The 18,898-nt window shown below is 38.6% G+C and carries 12 protein-coding genes; 7 read left to right on the top strand and 5 right to left on the bottom strand.

Features of this window, described 5'->3' with window-relative positions:
- Positions 1-94: 94 nt before the first annotated feature.
- Genes JM84_RS11585 through JM84_RS11575 form a run of 3 tightly spaced genes read left to right on the top strand, consistent with a single transcriptional unit; the run spans position 95 to position 1,503 of the window.
- Positions 95-631, top strand: a complete 537-nt coding sequence (locus tag JM84_RS11585) for a hypothetical protein (RefSeq protein WP_144784395.1) — start codon at positions 95-97, stop codon at positions 629-631.
- 36 nt (positions 632-667) lie between these two features.
- A complete protein-coding gene (locus JM84_RS11580; RefSeq protein ID WP_144784393.1) occupies positions 668-1,051 on the top strand; it encodes a helix-turn-helix domain-containing protein in 384 nt (127 codons plus the stop codon).
- A complete protein-coding gene (locus JM84_RS11575; RefSeq protein WP_144784391.1) occupies positions 1,051-1,503 on the top strand; it encodes a hypothetical protein in 453 nt (150 codons plus the stop codon). The genes JM84_RS11580 and JM84_RS11575 overlap by 1 nt, the downstream gene beginning before the upstream one ends.
- Positions 1,504-1,670: 167 nt before the next feature.
- Here JM84_RS11575 and JM84_RS11570 read toward each other — a convergent pair whose 3' ends face one another.
- The 4 genes from JM84_RS11570 to JM84_RS11555 all read right to left on the bottom strand — a co-directional run bounded on the left by JM84_RS11570 (position 1,671) and on the right by JM84_RS11555 (position 13,838).
- Positions 1,671-2,237 carry a hypothetical protein gene (locus JM84_RS11570; protein WP_144784389.1) on the bottom strand — a complete coding sequence of 189 codons (567 nt, stop codon included), beginning with the start codon at positions 2,235-2,237 and terminating at the stop codon, positions 1,671-1,673.
- Positions 2,238-2,462: 225 nt separating this feature from the next.
- Entirely contained in the window at positions 2,463-4,385 is a 1,923-nt protein-coding gene (locus JM84_RS11565; protein WP_144784387.1) for an OmpA family protein, read from the bottom strand.
- A 12-nt stretch (positions 4,386-4,397) separates the two neighbouring features.
- Positions 4,398-5,318, bottom strand: a complete 921-nt coding sequence (locus JM84_RS11560) for a type IX secretion system membrane protein PorP/SprF (RefSeq protein WP_144784385.1) — start codon at positions 5,316-5,318, stop codon at positions 4,398-4,400.
- A gap of 24 nt (positions 5,319-5,342) precedes the next feature.
- Positions 5,343-13,838, bottom strand: coding sequence for an Ig-like domain-containing protein (locus JM84_RS11555; RefSeq protein WP_144784383.1), 8,496 nt, complete (start codon positions 13,836-13,838; stop codon positions 5,343-5,345).
- A 575-nt stretch (positions 13,839-14,413) separates the two neighbouring features.
- Here JM84_RS11555 and JM84_RS11550 point away from each other — a divergent pair.
- The 4 genes from JM84_RS11550 to JM84_RS11535 are packed head-to-tail and all read left to right on the top strand — an operon-like array spanning position 14,414 to position 18,142.
- Complete coding sequence (locus tag JM84_RS11550) at positions 14,414-15,193, top strand: HipA family kinase (protein WP_144784381.1); 780 nt, start codon at positions 14,414-14,416, stop codon at positions 15,191-15,193.
- Entirely contained in the window at positions 15,183-15,566 is a 384-nt protein-coding gene (locus JM84_RS11545; protein ID WP_013751810.1) for a DUF3037 domain-containing protein, read from the top strand. The genes JM84_RS11550 and JM84_RS11545 overlap by 11 nt, the downstream gene beginning before the upstream one ends.
- 50 nt (positions 15,567-15,616) lie before the next feature.
- Positions 15,617-16,213, top strand: coding sequence for an NAD(P)H-dependent oxidoreductase (locus JM84_RS11540; RefSeq protein WP_144784379.1), 597 nt, complete (start codon positions 15,617-15,619; stop codon positions 16,211-16,213).
- Positions 16,214-16,216: 3 nt separating this feature from the next.
- The gene (locus JM84_RS11535; protein WP_144784377.1) at positions 16,217-18,142 is read left to right on the top strand and encodes a monovalent cation:proton antiporter-2 (CPA2) family protein; all 1,926 of its coding nucleotides are present in this window, start codon (positions 16,217-16,219) and stop codon (positions 18,140-18,142) included.
- A gap of 143 nt (positions 18,143-18,285) precedes the next feature.
- Here the strand turns inward: JM84_RS11535 and JM84_RS11530 are convergent, their stop codons facing one another.
- The gene (locus tag JM84_RS11530) at positions 18,286-18,891 is read right to left on the bottom strand and encodes a TetR/AcrR family transcriptional regulator (protein ID WP_144784375.1); all 606 of its coding nucleotides are present in this window, start codon (positions 18,889-18,891) and stop codon (positions 18,286-18,288) included.
- Positions 18,892-18,898: the final 7 nt, after the last annotated feature.

The following is an 18,898-nucleotide window of genomic DNA, read 5'->3' as shown; positions in this document are numbered from 1 at the left end:
TTAATAAATAGATGATAATTGAGCGTAATTTCATTAGCTATTCATCGATTAGGACTATTAAAATAACTATAATTGTACTATAATTAACTTTAAAGTGAATATATTTGCATCATTAATACGTGTTAAAGGTTTAGAAAGTTCTAAAGTGACTTACTATTCTGTAGTGTTAAATGAAATTACGCATGACGAGACGAGAAGTGAATTTTACAACTTTTTAAATCGCATGGAGCAATATAAAGACCATCTTGAAGATCTTAACAAGATTATTATATTTTTAGAACAAGAAATAGGTGATAAATATGGAGCAAGAGAAGATTTTTTTAGACCAGAGCAATTTCATAGCGATCTTACCGCATTACCACCTAATAAAGGAAAATTCAAAACCTTATTTATAGGGACTCAACTACGATTATATACTTTACGATTGAATGAAAGTGTCGTCATCTTATTTAATGGTGGCGTTAAAACTGCACAAACAGCACAAGAATGCACTAACGTCAGAGAGTATTTTCTACAAGCAAACAAAATAGCTGGCATTATTGATGATTTATTAAAAGAACAAGAAGAGATACAATGGAATCATGATTTTACAGACATCACGTTTTTACCAGATTTAAAAATAGAGTTTTAATTACTTTTTTAAATCTTAACAACATTACATCTACTTATGAACGCATTACAAAGAATAAAAAACAGAATCACTCCAGAAGAAAAAGCAACTATGTCAAATAATATGGCTATAGCAAATCAAGTGCTTTTACTTTTACAGCGCAAAGGTATGTCTCAAAACGACCTTGCTATTAAGTTAGGTAAAAGCCCTAGTGAAGTAAGCAAGTGGCTAAGCGGCTTTCATAATCTTACCACACCTACCATCTCAAAAATGGAAGTTGCTATAGGAGAAAAAATCATCATGACATGTGATGAGGCTCAATTAAAGTATGGTAGATATATCCAACTCACTATTCCTGCAAAACCATCCCAGGACATAAATATGGCAAATTTTAGGGGATTAGGAACTACACGCAGTAGATCTTTAGAAATAGCATCATAATGGCAGCGGTTAAAATTATACCAGAAAAAATTCATTTACAAGACATTAAAACAATTAATGCAAAATTAGAGCGCAGTCCAGATACAAATATAGTTGCTGGTGCAGATGATTTTGACTTACGGTTTGCTCATGACCTATCTTGGGATGATACAAATAATCGTGTAGCACTCACTTTATTAATAGAGGCAGATGCACGATCCACTAACAATGGCTTAATGGGTAAAAGTTTTTTTGAACTCTTGTTTTTGTTTCATATTGATAATTTACAAGACTATTTAACTATGGATAAGGATAGCGTTAAGATGAATATTTTACTAGCAGCTACTTTAGTAGGTCTTTCTTTTTCAACTGCCAGAGGTATGTTATTGACTTTCACCAGAAATACACTTTTTGAAGGATTGATTTTACCAGTTGTTAATCCAGTAAAAATTATTAAAGAACCTAGCATCTAAAGATCGTAGATTCTAACTATCTGGTAATTGTTTTATGATTAGGCCACAAACCATCCAGATTTTACTTCCAAACGGCTCATCTTCTAGAAATATAGAAGCAGAGTTGACAATATTCTAAAGCAAAGAAACCTAAGATATAATCAGAAAGTCTATACTTCAACCCTTTCTCAATCCTCCACACCACCCCCCACATACAACTCCATCGCTTTCTTATACTTTATCGCACCTTTCATACTCAGGTCATTAATAAAATTATCTAGCTCAGGGTAGTTGCGGGCGGTCCAGGCTACTAGGGAGTCGCGTTCTTGTTGCCACACATCCCAGTTTACATCGATGCAGGTTATTTCTTCTAGTTTAGTGATCTTGCCGTCATGTAGGTATATTTTATGACTGCAGGTGAGTGGGTTGTTCTTTAAAAATTCGAAACGAAGTGAGCTCACGGCTACCGTAGCGATTACTTGCTCGTTGTCGTTTTCTATGGAAACCAGCTCATAGGAGGGCTTAAATATGGAGTCCCACTTAAAGTGCTCGTAGTAACTTTCTTTGTCAAAAGGCATCACATAATCTCCCGCCGTGATGGTGATGCTATCGCTTATCAAGCTGCTTATTTCATTGTAGTTTCCTACGGCAACGGCCTTGTAGTAGGCAGTAACGGTTTCTTTTGAGGTCGCTTCTTTCTGTGTGCATCCCGTGAGTATGCAGAGTAGGGTGAGGAGGAATAGGGTATATTTCATGGCGCGTGATTAGATGAATACTGCGCTAAATATACCATCTTTTATAGCGCCCTAGCTTGCAAATGAGGTGCTGTTTATGAGGTGTTTATGGTACGCTTTCGCGAAAGCGTGAAAACTCCACACACCATGAGTCTGCAGCTATTAAAGGCTTGCATAAAAAGAAGCCTTCACTAGCGTTGGGGAAACTAGGAAGGCTTACAGTCATTGGGTAAAGAGCAAGGTGTGCTACCTTCTAACCACAATAAAATCTGAACGTCTATTTTCTAAATACTGCACCTCTGTACAGCTATCGTCTGCCTCATCACAAATGTGTATGGGCCTAGATTCGCCAAAACCTTTGGCGCTCTCAATGCGCGAACTCGTGATACCGTTTTTAATCAAATAGTCACGGGTAGAGATGGCTCTATTTTCTGATAAGGTCTGATTATATGACGCTCCACCACGTTGATCTGTGTGAGATTCTATCTTGATGATAAGCGCAGGATATTCGTTCATAATATCAATAATGCGCTGGAGTTGTTGTGCGGCAAATATGTTAATCGCATAACGGTTAGACTCAAAATTAATAGGGTTGATTTTAATCTTTTCTATCTCACCATCTGTAACAAAAATGTCTGAAAGGTTAGCCAGTTTAAAATCTACAAAGTTAATAAGCCCATTAGGCTCTGTGCCTGTATTTAAGTCCAGCTCATCTTTTGAGTAGCCTATTTTTGATGCCTTAATATTGTATTTAATATTACAACCCATCTGTAGGGTGTAGGTTCCTGCAGTGTCAGTAAAGGTTTCGGCTACTTGCTTATTACTTGTATCATAAGCGATGATAGTCACTGCTGGTAAAGGTGCGCCTGTTTGTGAGTCTGTAACGGTTCCTTCTAAGGTCTGGAAGCACTCGCCGCGATCATATACAAAGGAGTAAATATCATCGTCGCCTTTACCGCCTTCTCTGTTTGAGCTAAAGTATCCTTCATTTTTAACGTTACTTGCCACATACGCAAAGTCGTCTGCATTGCTGTTAATCCCAAGGCCGAGGTTGCGGGCATTACTGTAAATGCCGTCTCTAAGCTGCGCTTTGTAAATATCTAGGCCGCCAAAACCTACGTGTCCCTTAGAGGCAAAATAGAGTTCCTTGTTTTTTACAAAAGGGAAAAAGTCATCATATGGTGTGTTTACCGCATCGCCCAGATTGCGAGGGGTGGAGAGCGAGCCATCCTCGCGTATATCGCATACATAAATATCTGCACGGCCATAACCACCTGGCATGTCTGACACAAAATACAGTTGACTACCATCTATAGTTACAAAAGGCTGCCCTATGGAATAGCCATTCCCGTTAATAGGGAGTTCCTCTTTATCAAACTTATCATCGTTAATCTGCACACGGTAGAGCTTAAAAAAGTTTCTCTTGTTCTTTGTGTAAATTTTACGTGAGCCAGATTGTGCACTTGATGCATATACGAGGGTATGATCATTATTGTAAAAGGTTGCCGTTGCATCGTGGTACTGCGTCTCTAGATCTTCACTAAAAAGTTTAATATTAGAATATGCACCAGTACTATCTATCGTGGCTTCATAGAGCGATAGGTAAGGAGTATTATCTCTTTTATAGAGTTTGTTTTCTTCATCATTGCGAGCTGTTGAGAACACCAGTTTATTTTTATACAAGGAACCGCCAAAATCTGCATAGCTAGAGTTAATCTCAAGGTTTCTAATCTGGTAGAGCGTGTCATTTGCTAGAATATCATTAAATCTAGATTTCTCCTCATAATATCTATTCAGCTCCTTATTTTTTTTGGAGAGCTTTAAATAAGCTACATAAAAATCATCTGCTTGGTCATACTTTTTTAAGAAGCGAAGCACATCAAAATACTGCCAAATATGTGCAGGTTCCATCGTGTATCCTAGCGCATCAAAGGTTTTTGTGTATGCAATCTCTGCACGTTCATAATTTTTGAGATTGTAATGCGTATCTGCTATATGCTGCCAGGTTGCAGGCGATACTTTTTCTGAGTCATTGAGATGCTGATCATAAAGCACTGCGGCATCTGCATACATATGTCTATCATAAAGCTCATCTGCTTTTTTTAAATCATTCTGTGCATAACTAGAACATACGCACAACATGAATAAAATATATAGTGATTTCTTCATAGTGGTTTAATATTAAAAGAATCTAGGTGAGAATGACATTCCCTTTTTCTTGAATAAAGAGAACTTTAAAATAACTTCATGGGTTCCATCATTGTAATTTGTAAACTCTGTAGTAGCATAATCAAAGGAGTAGCCTAAAAACAGATTGTCTGAAATTTGAAAACCAGCCAGCGCACTTACCGCAGCATCCACTTGATAACTAGCACCTACGGTGAGCTTATCATGAAAAAGAAAATTGGCCGAAAGGTTATATCGCAGCGGGCTACCATTTACATAGTTTACAAGCACAGCAGGTTTAAAACGGATGTTATCGCTTATGCCAAAAACATAACCAGCAGTGAGGTACGATTGCAACTCATCTGCCACGACAGCTTCCTCCACATTATCATAATACTCATCGTTAAAGAAATCTGGCACAGAGACACCCAAGTACCAGTTGTATTTATATAAGAATGCACCTGCGCCCAGCGTAGTGAGTAGTCTATTATCAATGTTATTTGTGAGTAGGGGATCGCCTTGGTTTATAAACTCCCCTTTTGAAAAGTCAACATTGAGTAACTGAGCACCTCCTTTTATACCAAAAGCCAAATTAAGATCCCTATCCAACTGAATATTATAAGAGAAATTGCCATCAAAGTTGAATCTCTCTGCAGGACCGTTTACATCTTTTGTGACATTTATACCTATTCCAACCCGATCATTGAGCGGCGTTTCAACACTGAGGTTATACGTCTCTGGAGCCCCATCAAAACCAGCCCACTGAGAACGATATATTCCCACCACATTTAACCCATCTGAAGATCCTGCATATGCTGGATTTATAGCCATGGTATTATACATGTACTGTGTATAGTTAGGCGCTTGTTGTGCATTGATATGAATGCTTACACAACACATAATAAGTACTAAGTAAATCTTATATATTTTAAACATATTCGTCGTTTTTAAGTTAGGTTATTAAAGTGCAATGTATACCCAGCCAGTAAGCGGCTCACTACCATCTTTTAAGTCTAGAATGTAATAGTACGTAGATGATGGAAGGCCGTCATTTTTATTTACAGTACCATTAGAAGTAGAAGTTCCTCTCCACACATTTGCATATCCATCCATCTCAAACACCATGTTTCCAGCTCGATTGTAAATTTTCAAGTTGTTTTCTGGGTAAGATTCGATGCAGCGTATCGTAAAGGTGTCATTAAAGCCATCACCATTAGGTGAGAATTCATTAAACACTTTAATGCAACTAGGCGCAATATCTACTTGCGATACATTGTTAGTAAGGTCACTATCTGTAGGACTAGATTGCGTGATGGTTGCGATATTTAGGTAATCTCCGTCCTCAAGAACTACAGCCGTAATTTCTAACACCACAGTAGCACTGGCCATCACCTCAGGAATTATCCAAGTACCTGCTGCATTATCAAAAGTCCCGCTATCTGTCACCGCAGATATAAATTGCAGTCCGGATGGTAATATCTCTTGAACCTCAACATCTGTAAAATCTGTGTCGCCTATGTTAGTCACAGTAATGGTATACACAACCTCTGTATTAAGTTGTGGCAGGGCATTATTTACCGTTTTAAGAATCGTAAGATCAGAACAAGTGGCAACTTCCACGTCTAGAGTAGCATCTGCTAGAGGCATACAGCTATTAGTAGATTCATAATTTACAGCAACAGATTCCTCGCCAAGTTCGTCCCATATCACCGTAACAAAATCGTCTGTGAGCTCACCACCAGTGATGATTGTCCCACCAGAAGAAATAGTCCATAAATAACCGCTCATGTCAGATTCTGTCTGGTAAGTAATTTCATTACCCACACAAGTCATTTCAGTACTGCTGATAATGCTTGCCGTAGCAGTCTCATCTATCGTAATACTCACTTCTAGACGAGTGCTACTTTCACAACCATTATTTACTAAAGCTCCGTAATAATTAGCAGTAACTAGAAGTGCATCTGCAGCTAGTGGAGTACCTCCTGTTGCTTGAGCATACCATATTACATCAGGTTCATTTACGTCAATATCACTTACCGTAGCCATAGCATCTATACAAAATGATTGCATACTAGCGGTGGTAGTAGGCGTAGGCGTACTGATAATAGTAACAGTAATAGCTAGCCTATTTGCACTCTCTATTCCGTTTGTAACAAGCGCCGCATAGTAAATCGTGTTGTTCGTTAATGCAGTATCGGTAGTTAAAACAGTTCCACCAGAAGCACTGAGGTACCAATTTACAGAGGTTTCATTTACCTGAATATTTGCAATTGTTGGGTTTTCGCTTTCGCAAAAAAGTTGCTGGTCATTTTCTGTCGTTACGATACCTGACTGTATGGTAAGCTCATCTACCGTAGTATCTGAAGCCATATTGCCTGCTAAATCCTCAGCAGTAGCATCTACATCGTAAGATCCATCTGCTAATTCACTTCCATCAGGAATTTGTAAAGACCACGTATCATCACCATTATCGGTAAGGTTTCCATCACCTTCAGTATAGGTGATTCCATTTACAATTACAGTCAGCTCATCATCAGAATCTGCAGTACCCGTAATCAGGGGAGTACTGTCGTTTGTAGTTTGAGGATCTACTGTTGGAGTTGTAGGTGCAGTAGCATCAATTACTAATTCATCTGTAGTTGTATCAGAAGCAGTATTTCCAACCGTATCTTCCACAGAAACATCTACATCATACGTTCCATCTGGTAATTCATTTCCATCAGGAATCTGCAGGTTCCACGTATCATCACCATTATCGGTAAGGTTTCCATCACCTTCGGTGTAGGTAACTCCATTTACAATTACTGTCAGCTCATCATCAGAATCTGCTGTACCTGTAATCAGTGGCGTGGTGTCATTCGTAGTTTGAGCAGTAACCGTTGGCGTCGTTGGTGCAGTAGCGTCAATTACTAATTCATCAGTAGTAGTATCAGAAGCCGTATTTCCAACCGTATCTTCCACCGAAGCATCTACATCATAAGTTCCATCTGGTAATTCATTTCCATCAGGAATCTGCAGGCTCCACGTATCATCACCATTATCGGTAAGGTTTCCATTACCTTCAGTATAGGTGATTCCATTTACAATTACAGTCAGCTCATCATCAGAATCTGCAGTACCTGTAATCAGCGGCGTGGTGTCATTGGTAGTTTGCGGATCAACCGTTGGCGTCGTTGGGGAAGCAGCATCAATGGTTAATTCATCAGTAGTATTATCAGAAGCAGTATTTCCAACCGTATCTTCCACCGAAGCATCTACATCATAGGTGCCATCTGGTAGTTCGTTTCCATCAGGAATCTGCAGACTCCACGTATCATCACCATTATCGATGAGGTTTCCATCACCTTCGGTGTAGGTAGCTCCATTTACAAGTACAGTCAGCTCATCATCAGAATCTGCTGTACCTGTAATTAGTGGCATGTTGTCATTGGTAGTTTGCGGATCAACCGTTGGCGTCGTTGGTGCAGTAGCGTCAACGGTTAATTCATCAGTAGTATTATCTGAAGCCGTATTTCCAACCGTATCTTCCACAGAAGCATCTACATCATAAGTTCCATCTGGTAGTTCATTTCCATCAGGAATCTGCAAGCTAAAAGTGTCATCACCATTATCGGTAAGGTTTCCATCACCTTCGGTGTAGGTTACTCCATTTACAATCACTGTCAGCTCATCGTCAGAATCTGCAGTACCTGTAATGATTGGAGTAGAATCATTCGTAGTTTGAGCGGTAACCGTTGGAGTCGTAGGCGCAGTAGAGTCAATGATTAGTTCATCTGTAGTAGTATCAGAAGCAGTATTTCCAACAGTATCTTCCACCGAAGCATCTACATCATAAGTTCCATCTAGTAATTCACTTCCATTCGGTATTTGTAAGCTCCATGTATTATCTCCGTTATCTGTAAGATCCGCTCCAGTTTCCAAATAAGTAACACCATTTACTATTACAGTCAGCTCATCATCAGAATCTGCTGTTCCTGTAATAAGGGGAGTACTGTCGTTTGTAGTTTGTGCAGTAACCGTAGGAGTCGTTGGGGAAACAGAGTCAATGGTTAATTCATCAGTAGTATTATCAGATGCAGTATTTCCAACTGTATCTTCCACAGTAACATCTACATCATAGGTTCCATCTGGTAATTCATTTCCATCAGGAATCTGCAAGCTAAAAGTGTCATCACCATTATCAGTAAGGTTTCCATCACTTTCGGTGTAGGTCACTCCATTTACAATCACTGTCAGCTCATCATCCGAATCTGCTGTACCTGTAATCAGTGGTGTGGTGTCATTGGTAATTTGCGGATCAACCGTTGGCGTCGTTGGGGAAGCAGAGTCAATGGTTAATTCATCAATTGTTATATCAGAAGCCGTATTTCCAACCGTATCTTCCACAGAAACATCTACATCATAAGTTCCATCTGGTAATTCATTTCCATCAGGAATTTGTAGGCTCCAAGTATCATCACCATTATCGGTAAGGTTTCCATCACCTTCAGTGTAGGTGATTCCATTTACAATCACTGTCAGCTCATCATCCGAATCTGCTGTACCTGTAATCAGTGGCGTGGTGTCATTGGTAGTTTGCGGATCAACCGTTGGCGTCGTTGGTGCAGTAGCGTCGATGGTTAATTCATCAGTAGTATTATCTGAAGCCGTATTTCCAACCGTATCTTCAACAGAAACATCTACATCATAGGTTCCATCTGGTAGCTCACTTCCATCAGGAATTTGTAAAGACCAAGTATCATCACCATTATCGATGAGGTTTGTATCACCTTCGATGTAGGTTATTCCGTTTACAATTACCGTTAGCTCATCATCAGAATCTGCAGTACCTGTAATCAGTGGAGTGGTGTCATTGGTAGTTTGCGCAGTAACCGTTGGAGTGGTAGGCGCAGTTGCGTCAATTATTAATTCATCTGTAGTAGTATCAGAAGCAGTATTTCCAACAGTATCTTCTACAGAAGCATCTACATCAAAAGTTCCATCTGGTAGTTCGCTACCATCCGGAATTTGTAAGCTCCAAGTATCATCTCCATTATCTGTAAGATCCGCTCCAGTTTCCAAATAAGTAATACCATTTACTATTACAGTTAGCTCATCATCAGAATCTGCTGTACCAGTAATTAGCGGTGTAGTGTCATTCGTAGTTTGAGAATCTACTGTAGGAGTAGTAGGCGCAGTCGCATCAATGACTAATTCATCTGTAGTAATATCAGAAGCCATATTTCCAACTGTATCTTCTACCGAAGCATCTACATCATAAGTGCCATCTGGTAATTCACTTCCATTGGGTATTTGTAAGCTCCAAGTATCATCTCCGTTATCCGTTAGATCCACTCCTGTTTCCAAATAAGTAACACCATTTACAATTACTGTTAGCTCATCGTCAGAATCTGCTGTTCCTGTAATTAGCGGAGTGGTGTCATTGGTAGTTTGTGCAGTAACCGTTGGAGTAGTAGGCGCAGTTGTGTCAATGGTTAATTCATCAATTGTATTGTCAGAAGCAGTGTTTCCAACAGTATCTTCTACAGAAGCATCTACATCATAAGTTCCATCTGGCAGTTCACTTCCATCCGGTATTTGTAAGCTCCACGTATCATCACCATTATCTGTAAGATCCGTTCCAGTTTCCAAATAAGTAACACCATTTACAATTACTGTTAGCTCATCGTCAGAATCTGCTGTACCTGTAATCAGCGGAGTGGTGTCGTTGGTGGTTTGAGTAGTAACCGTTGGAGTAGTTGGAGCAGTAGCATCAATTACTAATTCATCTGTAGTAGTATCAGAAGCGGTATTTCCAACTGTATCTTCAACAGAAGCATCCACATCATAGGTTCCATCTGATAATTCGCTTCCATCTGGGATTTGTAGAGACCACGTATCATCTCCGTTATCTGTAAGATCCGCTCCAGTTTCCAAATAAGTAACACCATTTACAATTACAGTCAGCTCATCATCAGAATCTGCAGTACCTGTAATGATCGGAGTAGAATCATTCGTAGTTTGAGCAGTAACCGTAGGAGTCGTTGGAGAAACAGAGTCAATGGTTAATTCATCAATTGTATTATCTGAAGCAGTATTCCCACCAGTATCTTCCACCGATGCATCTACATCATAGATTCCATCTGGTAGTTCGCTACCATTAGGTATTTGTAGAGACCAAGTATCATCTCCGTTATCCGTGAGATCCACTCCTGTTTCCTGATAAGTAACTCCATTTACAATTACTGTCAGCTCATCGTCAGAATCTGCCGTACCTGTAATTAGTGGAGTTGTATCATTTGTTGTCTGAGCGGTAACAGTTGGAGTAGTAGGCGCAGTTGTGTCAATGGTTAATTCATCAATTGTATTATCTGAAGCAGTATTCCCACCAGTATCTTCCACAGAAGCACCTATATCATAGGTTCCATCTGGTAGTTCGCTACCATCAGGAATTTGCAGAGACCAAGTATTATCACCGTTATCGATGAGGTTTCCATCACCTTCGGTGTATGTAACACCATTTACAATTACGGTCAACTCATCGTCAGAATCTGCAGTACCTGTAATGATCGGAGTAGAATCATTCGTAGTTTGCGGATCAACCGTTGGAGTAGTAGGCGCAGTTGCGTCAATTATTAATTCATCTGTAGTAGTATCCGAAGCGGTATTTCCAACTGTATCTTCCACAGAAGCATCTATATCATAGGTTCCATCTGACAATTCGCTACCATCAGGAATTTGTAAGCTCCACGTATCATCTCCGTTGTCGATGAGGTTACCGTCACCTTCGGTGTAGGTAACTCCATTTACAATTACAGTCAGCTCATCGTCAGAATCTGCCGTACCTGTAATTAGTGGAGTTGTATCATTTGTTGTCTGAGCGGTAACAGTTGGAGTAGTAGGCGCAGTTGTGTCAATGGTTAATTCATCAATTGTATTGTCAGAAGCTGTATTCCCAACAGTATCTTCTACAGAGGCATCTACATCATAGGTTCCATCTTGAATTTCACTTCCATTCGGTATTTGTAAGCTCCACGTATCATCACCGTTATCTGTAAGATCTGCTCCAGTTTCCAAATAAGTAACACCATTTACAATTACTGTTAGCTCATCATCAGAATCTGCTGTTCCTGTAATCAGCGGAGTGGTGTCATTCGTAATTTGTGCAGTAACTGTTGGCATAGTAGGCGCAGTCGCGTCAATTATTAATTCATCGGTTGTAGTATCAGAAGCTGTATTTCCAACAGTATCTTCCACAGAAGCATCTACATCATAAGTTCCATCTGTTAATTCGCTACCATCAGGTATTTGCAGAGACCATGTGTCGTCTCCATTATCTGTGAGATCCGCTCCAGTTTCCAAATAAGTAACACCATTTACTATTACAGTTAGCTCATCATCAGAATCTGCTGTACCCGTAATTATCGGAGTGGTGTCGTTGGTGGTTTGTGCATCTACAGTAGGAATGGTGGGATTGTCAATATCTACCGTGTAAGCCTCACTATCAATAGCTGTGGCAGTACATAATGTACCGACAACCGTTATCGAAGCGTCAATGGTTGAATCTGCGTCAAGTACTAATTCAGCACCTGGAATGTCTCTAGCAAAGTTTAAACCTGCATCCAATAATGTAGTGTACTCTGTATTATTTACAGTAATTATTACTTCATCATTTTCTTGAGCATCTCCCGAAACTGTACCAGTAATGGTAATGTCATTATTTTGCTCAATACTATTTATAGTATCATCGGCTGTAATATTCTCTGTGAGATTTATAGAGATATTAGGAGTGTTTGCAAGAATAATAGAGACTTGTCTTAAATCGCCAGGACTATTCTCACAGCCAGTAGCTGGTTCTGTTGTAGAAATAAATATGTTATCAGGATTGTTAGCATCATTTAATCCAGTTATTTCAAGCTTGCTATCATTGATTACGTATACGATTCCATCTGCAGTAAGCCCATTAGTAATCTCTACATTTTTATTAGGATCAAAGTAATATTTGAAGTCATTTGAGATCGTACTTGACGGTGCAATCTCTAGTACTTCTGGTAAACATATAGCAGTATCAAAACCTGCTACTAAAATATCTGAAGCTCTTGGAGTAGGGTTAATTGTTACTAAAACTGGAGTTCGTACAGACGCTACAGTACATCCATTTTCCGTAGCAGCGGCATAGAAAGTGGTGCTTTCTGTTAATGATGAGGTGGTAAATGTCTCACCACTATCTACCGTAGCTAGTAAATTTCCACCTTGCTCTTCATCATACCACTCTATTTGTGAGTTTGTAGTATCAGTAGTAGCAATAAGTTCTGCGGTGCTATTTTCACATAAAGTGATATTTTGAGAAGCTGCAGCAATTTCAGGAATAGCAGCAGTGACGGCAACATCATATAAATCAAGTCGCTGACTTAATGAAGTATTCAAGAGTGAGGAATAACTAACGACAATTCTATCTACGGGCGCAGATACATCAAAGCCAATATCAATAGGACTATTACTTTGTAATAAATTTATCAATTCCAGATTTAATAAGGATCCTAAGTCTCTAGATGCAATTAGATTTGAACCGTTATAGGCTTCAAATTGGATATTATTTGCCACTCCAAGCGCTAATAAACTAGGATCGACAGCAAGTCTAATTTTGAAATCTTCTGTAGGTTGTGAAGCATTCTGAAAATAAATTACCTGCTCTACAGTCGCTGCTACAGATAATACACCTAAGCTTAACTCAGAGAATGTAGCGAGATCTCCATCAATTGCATTTTCAATATTTGTAACCCCAGCGCCTCCTACATTTATTAAATCTAGATTAAGCCCAGTCCCGTCAAATGAGGTAAATGAAGGAGTGTTACAAATAGGTGCATCTGCGCCGTAGAAAGCTCCATAAACTTTTAGAGAACGTTCTTGATTTAGTCCAATTAAGGAACCTATACTATTTGTAATTTCTATACTGCTATATGGTTGGTCTGGTGTGAGTGCTATATAATAATCTCCCTGTGCATCGGTCACTATTTGTGTTCTAGCACCGCTAAATGTATTAGGGTCTGATGATACTGCACTTAGCACGGTAGTATTACCATTTAATGCCTTTACGGTAAATTCTTGATTACCTATTAGTACAATCCCCAGTACATCTGCAAGTAAATTACCGAGACTACCGCCTAATAAGGAAGGTAACAAGTCATCTTCTGTTTCTATTTTAATGTATGATGTTGTATTTGCAGGCAGTAGTTCTCCATATGATAACTCAAGAACACCATCATATGCACCAAAAAAGAGTGTTCCAGAATTTGCTCTAACTTCGGCGAAATCTGTTAAATCTTGATTGGTAGCCAAATTGGCATCATCAACATTTTCTTGATTGGTTATAGTTGTCGCAAAAGTTTGTTCTTGCGCACTGACAGAAAAGCAGGCAAATAATAAAATAAATAGAAAGCCGCTCAGGGATGATGGAAAAGTAATTTTTCTCTTCATGATAGTAGTCTTAAATTATTTTAATAAAACATCTAACTAATGAATGTCGAGTACACATCATTAAAAACAATAAAATTGCAATTTGATTAATCGTATAAGAGTCCGTTTAATCAAAGTAATACCTCCCTCCAGTTTTGTTTAAGACTAGCGTTAGATATTTGTGTAATTAAGAACTTTTACTTGTACAAAATTGGTTGTAGAATGTTGATTTATACAAGTTTAATGTGTAGGAAAATTATTGAATTGTTTTTTTATTAGCAAGACTAATTACAACTAATAAGAATAAATTAACACTTAAGCGTTGAAAAAAGACATTTTGTAGAAAATTACAAGTAGAAAACAATAGATTTAACAAAAATAATTTAACTGCTATTTATGTAGTTACGCTTTCGCGAAAGCATAATTAAACAAAACTGTTAAAATGCGATGAATTGTTGAATAAATTGTACTTGTATAAAAGTTGATACACATCATTTATAAGCTAAAAATGCTCCATAATAATAGTAGATAAGACCAATAAGTAATCACTTAAATTTGCAGTAAGAGGAAAACTTCAGAAAAGAGAATACTGTACTATGGATATGCTACAATTAAGAACTGTAAATGTTGTACAATACTTGCAACCTTTACGAGAAGGAGGATCACTTCCAGCTTTAGTCAAAGCAGATGATGATTATTTATATGTGCTCAAGTTTAGAGGAGCTGGGCAAGGAAAGAAGGCGCTTGTCTCAGAACTTCTAGGAGGAGAAATAGCAAGAGCGATAGGTCTTCATGTTCCAGAGCTTGTGTTTATGCATCTGGATGACTCTTTTAGTAAAACAGAGCCAGATGAGGAGATTCAGGATTTATTGAAGTTTAGCGTAGGGTTAAACTTTGGGCTTCATTTCTTATCAGAGGCGATTACTTATGATCCGCTGGTTAGTACGGTAGATGCTCTAACTGCGTCAAAAATTGTATTACTAGACTGCATCATTAGCAATATAGACAGAACGGCAAAAAATACAAATCTCCTGCAGTGGCATAATGAGATATGGGTGATAGATAACGGTGCGAGTTTTTATTTTCACCACGACTGGAAAAATTGGAAAAATCATCTAGAGCGTACCTTCCCGCTTGTAAAAGATCATGTATTGCTAGAGAAAGCAACACGCTTACCAGAAGCGGCAACTGCAATCAAAGAGTTATTAACGCAAGAAAAGCTAGAAGATATTATAGCACATATTCCAGAAGACTGGTTAATATCTGAGTTTGACACGATGATTCCTAGTGATATGAGAGCGGCCTATCTTGAGTTTGTAAATTCTAGATTATCAAAAATTGATATCTTAGTAAAAGAAGGAGAAGATGCAAGATAAATATACCTTTGAGTACGCCACCATTAGAATTGTGCCTAAAGTAGAACGTGAAGAGTTCTTTAATGTAGGTGTCATTGTCTTTTCAAAAAAGAAAAAATACCTAGGGATAAAGTTTCATATATGTCCAGACAAGTGGAAAGCCTTCTGTACAGATGTAGAGATTGCCAAGTATCAAGCATATCTAGAAGCCTGGGAACTTGTGTGTAAAGGAACACCTGCTGGAGGTCGCATAGGCGCTATGGAACTGTCAGACAGATTTAGATGGCTTACTGCTTGTAGAAGCACTATTATACAAAGCTCCAAAACGCATCCAGGTTTATGTGAAGATCCAGCAAGTATGCTAGAAGAGATCTTTGCTAAAAACGTGTTGTAAACTTATAACTCTTTCTAGTTGGCTTTCGCCAAAATTAACGATACCCACCCATGAAGAAAATACTTGTATTATTCTCGCATCCTAAATTTGAAAAATCTAGGGCAAATACGTCACTAGTATCACACATTCAAGATATGGAGGGTGTTACTTTTCATGATCTTTATGAGCAATACCCAGATTTTCATATTGACGTAGATGCCGAAAAGGAGTTACTTGCTGCACATGATATCATCGTATGGCACCATCCATTATATTGGTATAGCTGTCCGCCTTTAATGAAGCAGTGGATTGATATGGTGTTAGAATTTGGGTGGGCATATGGACCAAATGGCAATGCCCTTAAAGGAAAAACTTGCTTAAATGTGATTACCACAGGTGGCTCAAAAGAGGTGTATTGTGCTCAAGGAAGCAATAGCTTTACCATCAATGAATTTCTAAGACCCTTTGAACAGACAGCAATCTTATGCGGGATGCAGTATTATCCGCCATTTGCAGTCATGGGTACGCACCAATTGAGTGACAATCAGTTAGACACTCACTCGAGTACTTATAAATCATTATTAGAGTTACTGCAGAAGGAAGCTGTTGTACTAGGTGTAGATAACTGCGTATTTTTAAATGATTTGCCACAATTAAAAACTCAGTAAATTATGACAGGAAGTATTCTTTTTGATGCGATTGTCTTTCTCGCAGGAGCCATAATTTGCGTGTATATCGCAAAACGTCTAGGACTAAGTTCTGTAATAGGTTATTTACTCGCAGGAGTGCTTATAGGTCCTTACGTATTAGGTTTTATAGGTCAAGAAGGAGAAGATATACTACACTTTGCCGAGTTTGGTGTGGTGGTAATGCTGTTCTTAATAGGCCTAGAGATTGAGCCTAAGAATTTCTGGAACATGCGTAAGACCATCATAGGCATGGGAGGATTACAAGTAGGAGCAACCATGCTGTTAACCTATTTCTTATTTATCTTTCTAGGTTACGACTGGAAAGTATCTCTAGTAATCGCCATGGCAGTAGCACTATCATCTACCGCGATAGCTTTGCAAACCATCAAGGAGAAAGGAATGATGGATACTACCTATGGAGCATCCTCATTTTCTATCTTACTCTTTCAAGATATCATAGTGATTTTCATGCTAGGTGTGTTGCCACTATTATCTACAGCGACTACCGTTGCAAGAGGAGATGGTCATGGAACTTCTGGAAATTTACTAGATAGTTTACCCATCGGTTTTCAAACGCTCGCTATTATTCTCTCTGTAGTTCTTATTATCGTAGTTGGCAAATTTTTAATTGTACCCATGCTGCGCAAAGTGGCAAAAACAGGAGTGCGCGAGCTACTTATAGCCTCTGCTTTATTAATTGTATTTTCGATTTCTTTTTTAATGGAATATGTAGGGCTCAGCCCTGCGCTGGGTGCGTTTTTAGGCGGAGTCGTATTATCAAATAGCGAATTCAAACATGAACTAGAGAGTACACTAGAGCCTTTTAAAAATTTACTTCTCGGACTGTTTTTTATGGCCGTAGGAGCTTCCATTAACTTTATTGTGATTGCCAAAAATCCGCTCACTATAGGTGGAATATTAATCGCGATTGTAATCGTAAAGGCGATTGTCTTATTTATTACTGGTTATGTTTTTAAATTAAAATTAGATCAGAAATTACTGCTCACCTTTAGCTTATCACAGATAGGAGAGTTTGCCTTCGTCTTGCTTTCTTTTGCGTTCAGCTTGCAATTACTAGAGCAAGATCAAATGGATATGATGCTAGTGATTACAGCCCTTACCATGTCACTTACACCCATCACAGGGATGATAAACGAGCGTTTTATATTACCTAGAATAGGAACCAAAGAGTCTATAAAACGACCTATGGATCACATCGCAAAGTCGCAGAATGTGATTCTTGTTGGTTTTGGGCACTTTGGAAGTACAATTGGCCGTTTTTTGAGGTCGCATGGGGTAGAGCCTACCATCCTTGACCAAGACTCAAATCGTGTAGATTTTCTGCGTAAGATGGGTTTTGAGGTGTATTATGGTGATGCTACGCGCATCGATTTACTAGAATCTGCAGGAATTGCTCAGGCAAAAATTTTAATCTGCGCCATAGATAACCCTACGGTAACAACGCAAGTGACAAAGCTTGTAAAAGAAAAATATCCACACGTAGAGCTTATGATACGTGCAAAAAATAGAAATGACGCTTATGATTTACTCAACTTAGGCATCGAAAATATTTACAGAGAATCCCTAGATACCTCGCTCAGTATGGCCAGCGATGTATTGCATAAACTCGGTTTCAGGAAATATACATTAAATAGGCAGGTTCAAAACTTCATTAAATATGATGAAGCTATTTTGAGACGTCTTGCCAAAGAACCTAAGAGAGGCACAGACAGTTATATTTTTGTCGCACGTCAAGAGTTAGAAAAGCAAGAGCGCTACCTTAATGAAGATTTTAATCGCGGTATCGTCGCATATGATAATCACTGGGACAGCGAGCACATTAGAAAAACACTAGAGGAGCAGCAGGATCATAGTGACGAGGTAAGTGACACAAATAGCCCAAGTTAGAACGATTGTAAATGTTGTTTTATGATTTTTTCCCTGTCGGGAAAAGTTGAGTAGCCAATATTTATGCTGTTTAATGACTAATAGTAAGTTCGTCTCTTAACTAGCGCTAGATTCCAAAAATGCTGTGATTTCGGTACTAGGTGTTAATTACCACACGATTGAAAATACTCATTGGTATACGTGGGTGAGATAATACCTCTCAGGTTTGAAATTACTAGATGATGGAAGGTTGCCTCTTTTCCATACAATGCTATTAGATTATTATTACCTAGCACGAGCAGGTCTATTCTAGTAAAATATATGGCTACTACAAGCGATACATTAATATCACTTCTTATGTTACCAGCTTCTTGTGCTTGTACTAGAAGATTATAAACAGTGACTTTAGATAATTTTTCTAAAAATGCAGTATATGCTTTGTTTGCCTTAGGATAATATCTCGAAAGGTCAGAAAGAAAAGAGGGTTTGAAGTATGCGATATACTCAAACCCTCTTTTATAAATCAGAATTACTTTTAAAAGCGCATCTGTAGTTTTACAATCAGTGATGGCATTAATATCCTCTTGATATTCGTCAAGCAGTGCCATCACGCTTGCAGTCACTAAATCTCCTTTTGTTTTAAAAAACGTATAAATCGTTTTTTTAGAAATCCCAAGATCATCTGCTATCTCATCTAGCGTCACATGTTTGCTACCAAGCTGTGTAAACTTAGTAATGGCATGCTGCAGCAAGATTTCCTTAGTAGCCATCTTGTAC

The organism is Dokdonia sp. Hel_I_63, assembly GCF_007827285.1.
GTDB lineage: Bacteria > Bacteroidota > Bacteroidia > Flavobacteriales > Flavobacteriaceae > Dokdonia.
This window is presented reverse-complemented; position numbering and strand designations above follow the sequence as displayed.

What these genes read in the sequence shown, in the direction of transcription:
- JM84_RS11580 (WP_144784393.1), top strand. Translation starts at nt 668, where the DNA reads ATGAACGCATTACAAAGAATAAAAAACAGAATCACTCCAGAAGAAAAA.
- JM84_RS11575 (WP_144784391.1), top strand. Translation starts at nt 1,051, where the DNA reads ATGGCAGCGGTTAAAATTATACCAGAAAAAATTCATTTACAAGACATT.
- JM84_RS11570 (WP_144784389.1), bottom strand. Translation starts at nt 2,237, where the DNA reads ATGAAATATACCCTATTCCTCCTCACCCTACTCTGCATACTCACGGGA.
- JM84_RS11565 (WP_144784387.1), bottom strand. Translation starts at nt 4,385, where the DNA reads ATGAAGAAATCACTATATATTTTATTCATGTTGTGCGTATGTTCTAGT.
- JM84_RS11560 (WP_144784385.1), bottom strand. Translation starts at nt 5,318, where the DNA reads ATGTTTAAAATATATAAGATTTACTTAGTACTTATTATGTGTTGTGTA.
- JM84_RS11555 (WP_144784383.1), bottom strand. Translation starts at nt 13,838, where the DNA reads ATGAAGAGAAAAATTACTTTTCCATCATCCCTGAGCGGCTTTCTATTT.
- JM84_RS11550 (WP_144784381.1), top strand. Translation starts at nt 14,414, where the DNA reads ATGGATATGCTACAATTAAGAACTGTAAATGTTGTACAATACTTGCAA.
- JM84_RS11545 (WP_013751810.1), top strand. Translation starts at nt 15,183, where the DNA reads ATGCAAGATAAATATACCTTTGAGTACGCCACCATTAGAATTGTGCCT.
- JM84_RS11540 (WP_144784379.1), top strand. Translation starts at nt 15,617, where the DNA reads ATGAAGAAAATACTTGTATTATTCTCGCATCCTAAATTTGAAAAATCT.
- JM84_RS11535 (WP_144784377.1), top strand. Translation starts at nt 16,217, where the DNA reads ATGACAGGAAGTATTCTTTTTGATGCGATTGTCTTTCTCGCAGGAGCC.
- JM84_RS11530 (WP_144784375.1), bottom strand. Translation starts at nt 18,891, where the DNA reads ATGGCTACTAAGGAAATCTTGCTGCAGCATGCCATTACTAAGTTTACA.